The 13,437-nt window shown below is 62.8% G+C and carries 11 protein-coding genes; 5 read left to right on the forward strand and 6 right to left on the reverse strand.

Features of this window, described 5'->3' with window-relative positions; all coding sequences use genetic code 11:
- Positions 1-73 precede the first annotated feature (73 nt).
- The 4 genes from BR00_RS04685 to BR00_RS04700 form a co-directional block, all read right to left on the reverse strand.
- Positions 74-1,039, reverse strand: coding sequence for a calcium/sodium antiporter (locus tag BR00_RS04685; protein WP_496476459.1), 966 nt, complete (start codon positions 1,037-1,039; stop codon positions 74-76).
- A 231-nt stretch (positions 1,040-1,270) separates the two neighbouring features.
- Entirely contained in the window at positions 1,271-2,431 is a 1,161-nt protein-coding gene (gene pstA / locus BR00_RS04690) for a phosphate ABC transporter permease PstA (protein WP_281750736.1), read from the reverse strand.
- Between the two features lie 4 nt (positions 2,432-2,435).
- Complete coding sequence (gene pstC / locus BR00_RS04695; RefSeq protein ID WP_496476643.1) at positions 2,436-3,668, reverse strand: phosphate ABC transporter permease subunit PstC; 1,233 nt, start codon at positions 3,666-3,668, stop codon at positions 2,436-2,438.
- Positions 3,669-3,717: 49 nt separating this feature from the next.
- Positions 3,718-4,728 carry a PstS family phosphate ABC transporter substrate-binding protein gene (locus BR00_RS04700; RefSeq protein ID WP_496476460.1) on the reverse strand — a complete coding sequence of 337 codons (1,011 nt, stop codon included), beginning with the start codon at positions 4,726-4,728 and terminating at the stop codon, positions 3,718-3,720.
- A 209-nt stretch (positions 4,729-4,937) separates the two neighbouring features.
- Here BR00_RS04700 and BR00_RS04705 point away from each other — a divergent pair, with 209 nt between their 5' ends.
- Positions 4,938-5,666, forward strand: a complete 729-nt coding sequence (locus BR00_RS04705) for a complement resistance protein TraT (RefSeq protein WP_496476461.1) — start codon at positions 4,938-4,940, stop codon at positions 5,664-5,666.
- A 64-nt stretch (positions 5,667-5,730) separates the two neighbouring features.
- Here BR00_RS04705 and BR00_RS04710 read toward each other — a convergent pair whose 3' ends face one another.
- Positions 5,731-7,530, reverse strand: a complete 1,800-nt coding sequence (locus BR00_RS04710; RefSeq protein WP_496476462.1) for a bifunctional diguanylate cyclase/phosphodiesterase — start codon at positions 7,528-7,530, stop codon at positions 5,731-5,733.
- 192 nt (positions 7,531-7,722) lie between these two features.
- Here BR00_RS04710 and BR00_RS04715 point away from each other — a divergent pair, with 192 nt between their 5' ends.
- From BR00_RS04715 to phoU, 4 genes are read left to right on the forward strand one after another with little or no spacing between them, the layout of a single operon-like run.
- Positions 7,723-8,421, forward strand: coding sequence for a response regulator transcription factor (locus BR00_RS04715; RefSeq protein WP_496476644.1), 699 nt, complete (start codon positions 7,723-7,725; stop codon positions 8,419-8,421).
- A complete protein-coding gene (locus BR00_RS04720; RefSeq protein ID WP_496476463.1) occupies positions 8,418-10,202 on the forward strand; it encodes a sensor histidine kinase in 1,785 nt (594 codons plus the stop codon). Before BR00_RS04715 ends, BR00_RS04720 begins: the two co-directional genes overlap by 4 nt.
- Positions 10,203-10,209: 7 nt before the next feature.
- Positions 10,210-10,971 carry a phosphate ABC transporter ATP-binding protein PstB gene (gene pstB / locus BR00_RS04725; RefSeq protein WP_496476464.1) on the forward strand — a complete coding sequence of 254 codons (762 nt, stop codon included), beginning with the start codon at positions 10,210-10,212 and terminating at the stop codon, positions 10,969-10,971.
- 20 nt (positions 10,972-10,991) lie between these two features.
- Entirely contained in the window at positions 10,992-11,660 is a 669-nt protein-coding gene (gene phoU / locus BR00_RS04730; RefSeq protein WP_496476465.1) for a phosphate signaling complex protein PhoU, read from the forward strand.
- Between the two features lie 46 nt (positions 11,661-11,706).
- Here the strand turns inward: phoU and BR00_RS04735 are convergent, their stop codons facing one another.
- On the reverse strand, positions 11,707-13,386 hold the full coding sequence (locus BR00_RS04735; protein WP_496476466.1) for a sensor histidine kinase: 1,680 nt from the start codon (positions 13,384-13,386) through the stop codon (positions 11,707-11,709).
- Positions 13,387-13,437 lie beyond the last annotated feature (51 nt).

The raw sequence follows: 13,437 nt of genomic DNA on the forward strand, positions 1-13,437 counted from the left end.
GCTGGGACCTATGGTCGCGGGTGCGGCGTGCGCTTTGATCCTCGCCAGGAAGAAGCGTGCGCCGCAATGGCGCTTAGGGGTGGAGCGTCGTCTGGATGAGGAAGAAGATATACCCCGCGTAGGAGCCAAGAAGGGCGGCGGCTTCCATACGGTTGATGCGTCCGGGGCCGCGTAGCCCATAGCCAACGGCAAACAGAGAGAGCGTGAGGGCTCCCATGACGGGCATGTCGCGATGGAGGATCTCGGGGCCGGGGGTCAGGGGATGGATGACGCCGGCGATGCCTACCACCGCCAGGGTGTTGAACAGGTTGGAGCCGATCACGTTGCCGAGGGCGAGATCGTGTTCGTGCTTGCGGGCCGCCACGATGGAGGAGGCGAGTTCGGGAAGCGAGGTGCCAAGAGCCACGATGGTCAGCCCGATGACGAAGTCCGGGACTCCGAGCTCTTGGGCGATGGTCACCGCCCCCCACACCAGGGCGCGGGAACTCGCCACCAGGAGAAAAAGCCCTACCATGATCCAAAAGAGTGCCCGCGGCAGGGGCATGGGGTGCGCCAGCTCCTGCTCGACTTCATCTCCCAGGGCGTCTGGGGTGTATCGTCGTGCCTGGGAGATGGACCAGGCCGTAAGCCCCCCGAAGGCGGCAAGCAGGAGCCCGGCGTCCAAACGGGAGATCTCGCCGTCCCATAGTTGCCCCGCGGCCAGGGCCGTGGCCGCAGTGAGTAGGGGCAGTTCCTTGCGGAGCACTTGGGAGTGCACCGTGATGGGGCTCATGAGTGCAGTCACCCCCAGAATCAACGCAATGTTGGCGATGTTGGAGCCGTAGGCGTTTCCCAGGGCGATGCCTGGGTTGCCTTGCCAGGCGGAGATGGCGGAAACCACCATTTCCGGGGCGGAGGTGCCAAAGCCGATGACAAGCATACCGATAAGCAGCGGCGGCATCCCCAAATGCGACGCCAAGGCCGCAGCTCCGGTGACAAAACGATCCGCGCTCCAGACCAAAAGGACGATGCCGAAGATCACCGCGAAAAGAGGAATCATGCGTGCTGTCTCTGAGGGCCCTGGGGCCGCTTGGGAATGGTGTCGTGCGGCGTTGGTGGTGCCCGCTTGCGCCGCGTAGGGATGGAAAACGCCGCGGGGCTTTCCCGCAGCTCATTGCGCTTGCGGCCCAAGCCCCCTGTTTCCCGATTGCGCGGGTTCCGTCAACGCGTCAGCGCGTGGTCCTGATGGTCAGGCTATCGCTGGGGAGATGGCGCTCCGATCTTCGGCGCGCTACCATTTGCGTTCGTATTTGGTGCGCAGAAAGATGGCCAGGGCGTTCATGGAGAGCAGGATCACGAGCAGTACCACGATGCCGGCGGCGGTGCGCTCCACGAAGGCCCGCTGGGAGTCCGAGGCCCAGGTGTAGATTTGGGCGGGCAGCACGCTGGTGGCTTCGAGAAAGCTTGCAGCCGGCTGGGGGATGAAGGCCACCATACCCACCAAGATGAGGGGCGCGGTCTCGCCAATGGCCCGGGCCAGGCCGATAATGGTCCCTGTGAGGATGCCGGGGAGCGCCAACGGCAGGATGTGGTCCCACACCACCTGCCAGCGGGTGGCCCCCAGGGCCATGGCGCCTTCGCGAATGGCGCTGGGGATGGCGCGGATGGCGGCCCGGGTGGCGATGATGATCACCGGGAGCGTCATAAGCCCTAAGGTCAGCCCCCCCACCACGCTGGAAGATCTCGGGATGCCAAAGAATTGGATGAAGATGGCCAGCCCCAGAAGGCCAAAGAGGATAGAGGGGATGGCGGCCAGATTATTGATGTTGACCTCGATGATCTGCATGAGCCGGTTATCGGGAGCGAATTCCTCCAGATAGACTGCCGCCATGACCCCGATGGGGAAGCTGAAGGCCAGGGTGACGAGAAGCACATACACCGAGCCCACGGCAGCGGCGAAGACGCCCGCCATCTCCGGAAGCTTGGAATCGCCGTTGGTGAAAAAGCCAATATTCCAGGCAAGGCGTAGGCGGCCTTCGCTCTGGAGGCGCTCTGCTGTGCGTTGTTCCTTGGCCTTTAAGCGATTGGGTTTTCCTTTGAGAAACTGGTCCACTTCCGCCGTGGCCAGCACCCAGCGTTCTTGCGTGCTCCCCAAGAGTTTCGGCGTGGCGTGGAGCTCGTTGGGGAAAAGCCGCACCACTCCGCGGCTGACCAAAGGCACGTATTCGGGAGGCAGAGCGCTTTCCGGGTACTCGAGAATATCTTGGGTAAAGTGGATGGGGACCAAAATTTCCGCCTGTTTGAGGGCAGGCAGCCCTTGGCGCAGGATATCGGCGAAAAAGAAGACCAAAAACACGCCGGCCACGAGGATGGCGGCGTAGGACATCGTCTTGAAGCGGCGCTCTTTGGCCTTGCGGCGGGCATGAAGGGCGGGATCGGTGGGCAGGGTCATGGCATTACTCGTAGCGTTGGCGGAATTTGCGGATCACGGTGAGGGAGATGATATTGAGCCCCAGGGTGATGACGAGCAGCGCAAGCCCGAGGCCGAAAGCGGAGAGGGTTTCCGGGCTGTCGAAGGCCTGATCGCCGGTGAAGGCGTCCACGATGCGCACGTTCACGGTGGTCATGCCCCGCAGGGGGTTGGCCGAGAGCACGGGCTGCAGTCCCGCGGCCATGACGACGATCATGGTTTCTCCCACGGCGCGGGAGACAGCGAGCAGGCATGCGGAGACAATACCCGGTAGGGCGGCGGGCAGGACGACCCGCTTGATGGTCTCGCTGGGGAAAGCCCCCAGGGCGAGGGACCCCTCGCGCAGGTTTTGCGGTACAGCGCTGATGACGTCATCGGCCAAGGAGGAAACCAAGGGGATGATCATGATGCCCATGACCAGTCCGGGGCTCAAGGCATTGGTGGAATCCGCCTGCAGTCCCAAACGGCCGGCGGTCTCGACGACCAATGGGCTCACGGTGATGGCGGCGAAGAAGCCGTACACCACGGTGGGGATGCCCGCTAAGATTTCCAAGGTGGGCTTGGCGATGCGCCGGATGAGCGGCGAGGCGTACTCGGACATGCAGATGGCGGAAAAAAGTCCCACCGGGATGGCCACGCTCATGGCAATGCAGGTGATGAGCAGCGTTCCGGCAAAAAGCGGGACTGCGCCGAAGAGACTGCTGTCCACCGTGCCGTCGGGCCGCAGGGCGTCGTCCGGATTCCATTGGGTGCCGGTGATGAACTCCCACAAAGACACCAGCCGAAAAAAGTGGATGGCCTCAAAGATCACTGAAGCCACAATGCCTATGGTGGTGAGGATGGAGATCAGCGAGGCCACGAAGAGCATACGCTGAATCGTCTTCTCGATGGCTTCCCGGGCCCGAAAGTGGGGCTGGATGGCCCGGAGCGCGAGGAAAAGCCCCACCATTGCGGCGACCACGGTGGAGGCGGCGACCACCGGCATGGGGATGGAGAGGATGCCGGCAAGGTAGAGGCCAAGGGCCGCAAGGTTGATGGCGAGCGCAGGTTTGGCAGCCCCGAGCACGGCATACCAACCAAAAATGCCGGCAGAGCCAGCAAAGGGGGACGGCGTCGCGCTTTGGGCCAGGCGCTTGCCCCGGCCGAGTCGGTATCCAAAGGCTGCTAAGGGGATGAGTCCCAAAAAAAGCACGATGGTCAGTGTTTGCGTCACGGTGATTGCCCCAAGCACGCGGGAAGGGCCGAGCCTTCCCGCGTGTTGCGTGTGGTTACTGGAGTTCGTCCTTGGTCAGCTTCACCCGGTTCAGCACCTTCTGCCGGGCCTTTTCCCGCACGTCCGCGGGCAGGGGCACGAGGCCGATGCGCTTGAGGGCCCCTTTGTCGCCGATCATGCGCTCGCTCATGAAGAGCTCCACGTACTCCTTGAGCCCCGGAATCTTATCGTAGTGGGCGTTCTTCACATAGAAGTACAGGGATCGGGAGATGGGGTAGGTGCCTTGGGCGATGGTATCGAGGCTGGGAGTTACGCCATCGATGGTCGCGGCCTGGATGGTATCTTGGTTTTCCTCAAGGAAGCTGTAGCCAAAAATACCCACGGCGTTTTTGTCCTTGGCGAGCTTTTGGACGATGAGGTTGTCGTTTTCGCCGGCAGGCACGTAGGCGCTGTCCTGACGGACCTTTTTGTAGCCCTTTTCGTAGCTGCCCAGTTTGTGGGCCACCTTTTCGATCACCAGTTCTTCAAAGGCGTCCCGGGTGCCCGAAGACGTGGGCGGACCGTAGATGACGATGGGGCGTTTGGGCAGATCCGGGCTGATCTGATCCCAGGATGTGTACGGGTTGGGGACGAGCTTGCCGTCTTTGGGGACCTCGGCGATGGTGGCCAGGGCGAGCTGCTCCAGGGTGAGCTTGAGGGGCGCGTCGTCCTTGTTTTGGGCGATCACGATGCCGTCAAAGCCGATGAGGGCCTCGGAGATGTCCGTCACTCCGTTTTGTTCTGCCCGCTCAAACTCCGAGCGTTTCATGCGGCGCGAGGAGTTGGCGATGTCCGGGGTGTTTTCTCCCATGCCCGCGCCAAAGAGCTTGTGACCGCCGCCCGAGCCCGTGGATTCCACCACCGGGGTCTTGAATTTGCCTGTGGCGCCGAGCTCTTCGGCCACAAAGCTGGAAAAGGGAAATACCGTGGACGATCCCACGATTTTCACCTGATCCCGCGCCTGAGCCAGGCCGGTGCTGGCCACGAAGAGGGCCGCGGCAAGAAGTACCTTACAAAATCCACGCATCGTGTTGTCCTCCGTGTCATGGGTTTGGGGTGAATGGCTGGGGAAGGATGTACGCAGGGCTTGTGACAGCGGTGCGGTCTCTTGGTGACAAGTTGGTGACAGATGCGACGGTTGTTGTTTCGGTCCGTACTTGCGGGAGGAGTCCTCGGTTTGTTAAGAGACGTCCGGAGGCTTTTCTGGTAATTTTTTCCTTTAGAGGAGGACGATCTATGCGTTGGGTGTTGTCGCTGATTATGGTGGGGCTTTTGTGGGGGTGCGCGGCCACGCAGGTGGCCATCGAGAAAAAGGATCTCAAGGTCGAGACCTTGATGTCGGACACCATCTTTTTGGATGTGGAAAAGAACCTGCCGCGCACGGTGTATGTGGATATCCGCAATTCTTCGGACAAGGACTTCGATCTCTTAGGTCCGGTGACCGCCAGGCTGACGCAACGCGGGTATACCGTGGTGCAGAATCCGGACGCAGCAAGCTATATCCTCCAGGCCAATATCTTACAGGTCGGCCAGGCCGACCCGTCGGCCCTGCGCACTTCGGTGTATAGCGGCTATGGCGGGGCATTGGCCGGCGGGCTGGCCGGAGCTGCTATTGGCGCCACTACGGGAAAGACCAGCGGGGCGCTGTATGGTGGTGTCATCGGTGGTCTTGTGGGCGAGGCGGCGGAAGTGGTGGCTGGATCCATGGTCAAGGATGTCACCTTTTCGGTGATCACCGATGTCATGGTTTCGGAGAAAACCTCGGACAAGGTGTATGAGAGCCAGCAGGCCAACTTGTCCAAGGGCAAGGGCACCACGGTGAGTCAGTCCATCCAGAAGACGAGCAACCGCCAGCGGTACCAGACGCGGATCGCTTCCTCGGCCAACAAGGTGAACCTCAAATTTGAGGAGGCCTTGCCAGCCTTGCAGGACGGCTTGGCCCGGTCCATTGCAGGCATCTTTTAGAGACTGAACGGAGCAACTGCTCAAAGCCTCCTCCCCGGTCCGGTGGGCGGGCCGGGGAGATTTTTTATCGCGCGCGCCGGTCGCGGACGCAGACGCTTCCGGGCAGCGACTTGGCGTAGCCTTTCACCTGGGCTGCGGTCTCGCTTAGGGTTTGCAAGGTACAGCCTTGGCAGCGCTGTTCCACAATGGCGATGGAGACCGATACCAAGGGAAATTGCCGCTCCTGGCCGTCGCGGCCTTTGCCGAAAATCCAGCCGCGGGCCCGGTCTTCGGGGGTGTAGTGGAGCGGCGCCAAACGCCGGAAGCAGCGCACCACCGCCTTGCCGATGCGATCCGCCCGGGCAGGGTCCACGATGGCCACGAAGTCGTCGCCCCCCACGTGGGCAAGAAAATCCCTTGGGCTGCCATGCCGGCCAATGGCCCAGGTCAGGATGCGGGCGAGGAGCAAGATGATCTGGTCGCCTTTCTGAAATCCGTAGACATCATTGTAGATCTTGAAGTTGTCCAGGTCGGCGTACATGAGGCAGATGCGATTGTCTCGGCGCAGGGCCAGCTCCAGCTCTTTTTCCAGGGCCACGTTGCCCGGCAGCCCGGAGAGGGGGTTGACTCCCTTGGCCATCTCCACCTGCACCTGGGCCAAGGATTGGAGCATGTCGTGCACCGTGACGGTGCCCAGCACCCGCTCTTGCGAGGTCACGATGACGTCGTCGTACACCTTGATGGCGGCGCGGCCGTGGGCGCGCTGGGCGACGATCTCCACGGGCTCTTGTTCGTCGGCCACCAAGGGGGCCTTGTCCATGATGCTGGTGATGGGTTTGTCGGCGTAGAGGGGGCGGCCGTAGAGGGAGGCCAAATGGCGGTCCAGGCCATGGGCCATGACCAGGCCCGCGGGACGGCTTTCTTGATCCGCCACGACCACGGCATGGGCGGCGGTGCGGTGCAAAAGACGCTGCACCTCGGACACCTTGGTGTCGGGGGTGACGGTGAGGACAGGCTGCACAATCCGGCCGATGGGCGCGGAGCACGCCATGCGGGCGGCGAGACGTATCCGCGGCGGAGCCATATCCCGGATGTCGATCCCGACTTCGTTTTTGGGAAAGCAGGGGCGGCCGAGAAAATAGCCCTGTCCGAAGCCCACGCCGATGTCCATGAGGGTCGAGATTTCGCCTTTGCGCTCGATACCTTCGGCTACGATGTGGGCGCCGATTTTTTCCGCGAAGGTGACCATGGTCTCCATGAGGGCGCGGCGCACTGGATCTTTGTCCACGTCGCGCACCAGCCCCATGTCGATCTTGATGAAGTCCGGCCGCAAGGCGGCGATGGTGGCGAGCCCCGAGTGTCCGGCGCCGGCGTCGTCCACCGCCACCCGGAAGCCCTGGCTGCGGTAGTGCTCCAGAGTCTTTTGGAGGAGCTCCACATCCTGGATGGCATGGCGCTCGGTGATCTCGAAGACCACCTGCTCGGCAGCGATGTGTGCGGCGTCCAAGAGTTCCCGCGTGGTGCCTGGGGTGAATTGGGGGTCTGCGATGGTGCGGGGATGGATGTTGAGAAAGAGATTCTGGTTGGGGGCCAGTCTTCCGACCTGGGCGATGGCCTGGGCGCGGCACACCTGCTCCAGGGCAAAGAGCTGGCCGCATTTTTCTGCAACGCAGAAGAGTTCCATGGGAGAATGGAGGGGGCTGTCCTTGGGGCCGCGGGCGAGGGCCTCCCAGGCAAAGACCGCGCCAGTGCGCAGATCGAAGATGGGTTGGTACAGGCAGTGGATCTGCCGCCCATGAAGGATGCGGCGAAAGAGGCTGTGCTGGGGGATGTGCACCTGAACGGACAGGGCCTGGTTTGTACCGGTAAAGGTGGATGCGAGCATCGGAAAGAGACCTCCTGCAAAGATGACGTGTGTGCTTCGGTCAGGGAGTGTGACGTTTTGGCGAAGACCTCAGGACACGAAGACCTCAGGACGCTTGCGTCACAAGGTGCTTTGTTGCAGGCCTGTCACAAAACCGCCTCGGGTTCGTGACGAGAATATGGCACCACAGCGGCCGCAACCACATAGGGGAGGATCATGGCCGATAATATTTTGGTGATTGAGGACGACGCGGACATCGCCAACCTCTTGGCTTTCCATATCAAGGCCGCAGGCTATGGGTGCACCGTTACCCGCGACGGCAAGACCGGCGTGCGTCTGGCGCAAAGCGAGCGTCCGAGTCTCATTCTTTTGGATCTCATGCTTCCGGGTATGAGCGGCCTTGAGGTGTGCAAAACACTCAAGAGTTCTCCGGAGACCGATCATATCCCCATCATCATGCTCACCGCTCGGGGGGACGAGGTGGACCGGGTATTGGGCTTCGAACTGGGGGCCGAGGACTATGTGGTCAAGCCCTTCAGCCCGCGGGAGCTCATGCTGCGCATCAAAAACGTGCTGCGCCGCCGTGCTGTCCATACCGGGGCGCCTCAGCGGTGGGAGCGCGACGGGCTGGTGGCCGATTTCGAGGCGCACATCCTCTACGTGGATGGCGAGGATGTGCACCTGACCCGCACCGAGTTCGCCTTGCTGGCCGAGCTTGTGCACCGCGAGGGCAAGGCCCTCTCCCGGGAACATTTGCTCTCTACGGTATGGGGCTATGAGTTCGAGGGATATTCCCGCACCGTGGATACGCACGTGCGCCGGCTGCGCCGCAAGATGGGACCGTATGCCGACCTCATCGAAACCGTGCGCGGGATCGGGTATCGCCTGCAGCGGGCGAAGGAGGGCGCATGAGATTGTGGCAGTCGGTGCGGGGCCGTTTGTGGGTTGCCGGCCTGGGTATTGTGCTTGGGGCGGGAGTAATGGTGGCGTTGCTCATGGATCGCACCGTGCTTCCGCAAATGGAGGCGGAAACGATTTTGCGGGCGCGGCAGGAGGTCCAGGCTGTGGCGGCCATGCTGCGTCGCTTGGCCCCGTCCTCGGTGGAGGTGGCGGACGAAATCTTGCGTGCGGTGGCCGTGGATCTGGATGCACGCATCACCTACGTGGAGCGGCGGGGCGCGGTGGTGCTCGATACGTCTCTTCCCTTGGAGACTGCGCGCAAATTGGAAAACCACGGTACCCGGCCCGAGATCGTGAAGGCCCTGTCCTCCGGCACGGGAGTGGCCATACGTGCAAGTGACACGTTGCGTCAGGATATGGTGTACGCAGCGGTGGTCATGCCCGCGACGGGAGGGCTCCCCGCCGGGGTGTTGCGTTTGGCCGTGGCGTACGGGAATGTGGGGCGGATTGTGGCCCAAGCGCAGGGGCAGGCCATGGGGGTTTTTGCCGTGGTGGCTGTCCTGGCGTTGGTGGGGGTGGCCCTGGTGGCTCGCTCCCTGCAAAGGGCCATCGGCACCATCAGTCAGGAGATGGCCCGGGTGGGCGACAACGCCGCGCCGCGGTTGGACGACGAAGCGGCCCTGGAGGAGCTTGTTCCGCTGATCCGCGCCTTCAATGCCATGGCCACTCGGGTGCAAACCCATTTGGCTACCGTGCTCAAACAGGGCCGCGAGCTGGAGGCGGTGCTCAACGGTATGCGAGCCGGGGTTGTGGTGCTCGATGGCCACGGCCGCATCGTGCGGGGCAATCCTGCGGCCCGGGAGCTGTTTGCGGACCTTGAATCCTTTGTGGGCCGACAGATTCTGGAGCTGACCTTGGAACCTGCCTTGCAGCAGGGCTGTGAGGAAGTCCTTGCCCGGCGTACGCGCGGCGAGGACAGGCCGCTCAAGGTGGAGGCGACCATGGCCGGGCGCATTTTCGACGTTTCCTTGGTGCCGGTGCCCGAAGATCCCGATATCGGGGTCATCCTTCTCTTTCACGACATCACCGCCATCAAGCGGGCGGAGCAGGTCCGTCGGGATTTTGCGGCCAACGTCTCCCATGAACTGCGCACCCCACTGACCTCCATCAAAGGCTACGCCGAAACCCTGCTGGGGCTGGAGGCGTGCGCCACGGAGCCGGTGCGGGGATTTGTGGAGACCATCGTGCGCAATGCCAACCACATGCACGCCCTGGTGGAGGACGTGCTCCAGCTCTCCCGTCTGGAGCATGGGCGGGTACCCATGTCTCTTGCGCCTGTCGCCCTGGACGCCGTAGTGGCTGCGGCCTGGAAGGAACTTCCGGTGCCCGATGGGGTCGCGCTGGACGTGGCGTTGGATGCCGTCCCTTTGGTGCAGGGACATCCGGAGTCTTTGACGCAGGTTTTTCGCAATGTCTTGGAAAACGCCCTCAAGTATGTGCCCCGGCCAGGGGGCTTGGTGCGGATCCATGCTGAAACCCAGGCAGAGGTGCTTGTAGTGCATGTGGACGACAACGGTCCAGGTATCCCGGCCGAGGACGTGGACCGGGTGTTCGAGCGGTTCTATCGTGTGGAAAAGGACCGCAGCCGCACGGTGAGCGGTACGGGACTCGGGCTCGCCATCTGTCGGCACCTCTTGCAGCTTCTTGGCGGGGCCATCGTGGCCCAGAGTCCGGTGCCCGGACAAGGCTCCGGCGCCCGCTTCACCATCACATTGCCTTTAGCCGGAGTGTGACACCCCCATGAATACCCACGTGAAAATCGCCGCCCGTCACCTGAACTTCTACTACGGCGAGGCGCAGGCGCTCTTTGATATCTCGTTGGATATGTACGCCCGTCAGGCCACGGCCCTCATCGGCCCGTCGGGGTGCGGTAAGTCCACCTTCCTGCGCTGCCTCAACCGCATGAACGACCTCATTGCCGGCACCCGTACTACGGGGGAGCTCACCATGGACGGGCAAGACATCCTCGGCCCAGCCGTGGACGTGGTGACCTTGCGCCGCCGGGTGGGCATGGTCTTTCAAAAGCCCAACCCTTTCCCCAAGAGCATCTTCGACAACGTGGCGTATGGGTTGCGCGTCAACGGCGTCCGTGACAAGGCCTTTATCGCCCAGCGGGTGGAAGAGAGCCTGCGCCTGGCCGCTTTGTGGGATGAAGTGAAAGACCGCTTGCACGCTTCGGCCTTGGGGCTTTCCGGGGGGCAGCAGCAACGACTCTGCATCGCCCGCGCTCTGGCCGTGGAGCCGGAAGTGTTGCTCATGGACGAGCCGGCTTCGGCCTTGGACCCCATCGCCACTCAGAAGATCGAAGAGCTCATCCACGAGCTCAAACAGCGTTTTACCATCGTTATCGTGACGCATTCCATGCAGCAGGCGGCCCGGGTCTCGGACCGCACGGCCTTCTTCTACATGGGCCGGCTCATCGAAGTGGGCGATACCGAGCAGATTTTCACCCGGCCCGCCAATGCGCAGACCGAAGATTACATCACCGGCCGCTTTGGGTAGGCCGGACGGAGGAAGGATTCATGACCACGCATCTGCACGAGGAAATGGAGCGCCTGCGCCTGCAGGTGCTGCATATGGTGAATTTGGCCGAGGCTGCGGTGACGCGGGCGATCCAAGCCTATGTGGCGCGGGATGAATTTTTGGCCGAGGCTGTGGTGGACGGCGACGCCGAGGTCAATGCCTTGGAGGTGGCCATCGACGAGATCGGTCTCAAGCTCCTCGCCTTGGAGCAGCCTGTGGCCAGCGACTTGCGCTTTGTGCTGGGCTGCATGCGCATCAGTGTCGACTTGGAGCGCATCGCCGACGAAGCCGTCAATATTGCGGAGCGGGCCATGATTTTGAGCGCGCGGCCGCCGCTTCCCTTCCAAAAACCCATCGAGCACATGGGCGAGCGCGCCCTGGCCATGCTGCGTCGCGCCACGCAAGCCTTTGTGCGCGGGGATACGGATTTGGCCCTGGATGTGTGGCGCTGCGATGCGGAGATCGATACCCTCAACCATCGCAACATGCGTGAGGTCATCGAATACATGCTCCACGAGACGCCGGCCATCGAGCGGTCCGTGCATACCATCCTCATTGTCCGCCATTTGGAGCGCATCGCCGACCTGGTGACCAATATCTGCGAGTCAGTGGTCTTTATTGTCAAAGGCATCAATATCAAACACAAAAACGCCTTCGACCAGCGCTAGGCTGCCTTGGCGAGGACGTTTCCGCCCGGCCGTGCGCCGGGTTTTTTTATGCATGGGGAGCCTGCGGGATGCGGATGCGGAAGGTGGTCCCTCGGCCTGGTTCGCTTTCTACTTCGATGTCGCCGTCGAGGTTGCGCACGATGCCGTAGCAGATGGCAAGCCCCAGGCCCGTGCCCTTGCCCACGGGCTTGGTGGTGAAGAAGGGCTCGAAGATGCGCTGGCGGTGTTCCGGCGCAATCCCCTGGCCATTGTCTTCCACTTCGATCACTGCATGCCCCTCCTGGGAAAAGAGCCGGACCACGATGGCGCCGTGGTCGTGATCGATGGCGTCCATGGCGTTATTGAGGAGATTGAGGAGCACCTGCTGGATTTCCGTGGCCGAAGCGAGGACTGGAGGCGCGTCGTGCAGATCGAGGGTAAGGGTCATGCCGCGCTGGTAGATCCGGGCGCGGATGAGGGAGGCGATTTCTTGGATGAGGGGGCCCAAATCCACAGGCTGGCCCGCAGTGTTGGTCTTGCGGGCAAAGCTCAATAGATTGTGGGTGATCTCCCGGCAGCGGCGGCCCTGGGTGGTGATCTCTTGGACGGAATTACGGATTTCTTTGAGGGTCTCGGGGCGGTGGAGGTCGTCCCCCTCCAGAAGGTCTGCAATCCATCCGGCGTTTTCCATCATGATGGCCACGGGATTGTTGATTTCGTGGGCGACCCCGGCGGCGAGCTCGCCAATGGCGGCGAGTTTGCTTTTTTCCACGATTTGCTGCTGGAGGCGCTCCTGGAGGGCGTAGGCGGCGCCGAGGCGGCGTTCCATACGGCCGGCGACCAGGTGGATGACCGTGATGATGGCGATGATGCCCAGGGTGACGGTAGTCATGGCCGCGATGCGGGCGAGATACAGCGGTCGCAAGGCGTCGAAGCGTTCCTGCTGGAGGATGAGCAGCCACTGGCCGCCTTTGAGGGGAGCAACGCAGACCAGGGAGGCGATGCCCTGGGTGTTGTCGCCCTCGAGCACGATGGCTTGGTCAGCGGCAAGGTCGCGGAGCACCAGGGCGGTGAGCACATTGGGCGGTAGGGACGAGGCGTCGCCGGCGTCGGTCTGGAAGGCGCCGCTGCGGTTGATGATAAAGGCCTTGCCCGTGCGCCCCAGACGGATCTCCCGCACCCGGGCGTTGAATTTGCCGAAATCGATGGCGGCCCGCAGCAGCCAGGGCCTTTTTTCGGCGTCCCAAAGGCGCACGGTCACGAAGAAATGCGGGCTGCGCCGGGCCCCGAGGGCGACGTCGGAGACGAACGTCTCTTGGTCTTTGGCAAGGGCAAACCACGGTGCGTCGGCGTAGGACGTCCGGTGAAACTGGGGCGGGCCGGCATAGGCCACTTGCCGTCCTTGGGGATCGATGATCCCCAGGTCGGTGTACATGGGGCCGAAGGCATCGTTGAGGGCGGTCAGACGCGCTTCGAGATAGCGGGTGTCGGCGAGGCGAGACACGGGGGCGCTGTGGGCCTCGAGGCGCAGCGTGGCGGCGCGCTCCTCCAGGAAGCGGTCGATGATTTGGGCGTGGCGCAAGGCCTGGGTGCGCAGGTGGTCGAGGACGGTCCCCCGGTAGATGATGTCGTAGGCGTAGAAAAGGATGGCGGAGACGAGCAGCAGCGGGGTGATGGCCACCGCTACGGTGACTCGCCGCAAGGTGTGTTCGGCCTCCTGGCCGGGGTTGCGGGGTGCGTCTGCCATGGCTGGGCCTTGTGGCAGAGAAGGCCGCATTCGTCCAGCGATGGCGGGGGA

Source organism: Thermodesulfomicrobium thermophilum DSM 16697 (assembly GCF_059568695.1).

Coding starts and splice junctions, on each gene's coding strand:
- BR00_RS04685 (WP_496476459.1), bottom strand. CDS start 1,039: ATGATTCCTCTTTTCGCGGTGATCTTCGGCATCGTCCTTTTGGTCTGG.
- pstA (WP_281750736.1), bottom strand. CDS start 2,431: ATGACCCTGCCCACCGATCCCGCCCTTCATGCCCGCCGCAAGGCCAAA.
- BR00_RS04700 (WP_496476460.1), bottom strand. CDS start 4,728: ATGCGTGGATTTTGTAAGGTACTTCTTGCCGCGGCCCTCTTCGTGGCC.
- BR00_RS04705 (WP_496476461.1), top strand. CDS start 4,938: ATGCGTTGGGTGTTGTCGCTGATTATGGTGGGGCTTTTGTGGGGGTGC.
- BR00_RS04710 (WP_496476462.1), bottom strand. CDS start 7,530: ATGCTCGCATCCACCTTTACCGGTACAAACCAGGCCCTGTCCGTTCAG.
- BR00_RS04720 (WP_496476463.1), top strand. CDS start 8,418: ATGAGATTGTGGCAGTCGGTGCGGGGCCGTTTGTGGGTTGCCGGCCTG.
- pstB (WP_496476464.1), top strand. CDS start 10,210: ATGAATACCCACGTGAAAATCGCCGCCCGTCACCTGAACTTCTACTAC.
- phoU (WP_496476465.1), top strand. CDS start 10,992: ATGACCACGCATCTGCACGAGGAAATGGAGCGCCTGCGCCTGCAGGTG.
- BR00_RS04735 (WP_496476466.1), bottom strand. CDS start 13,386: ATGGCAGACGCACCCCGCAACCCCGGCCAGGAGGCCGAACACACCTTG.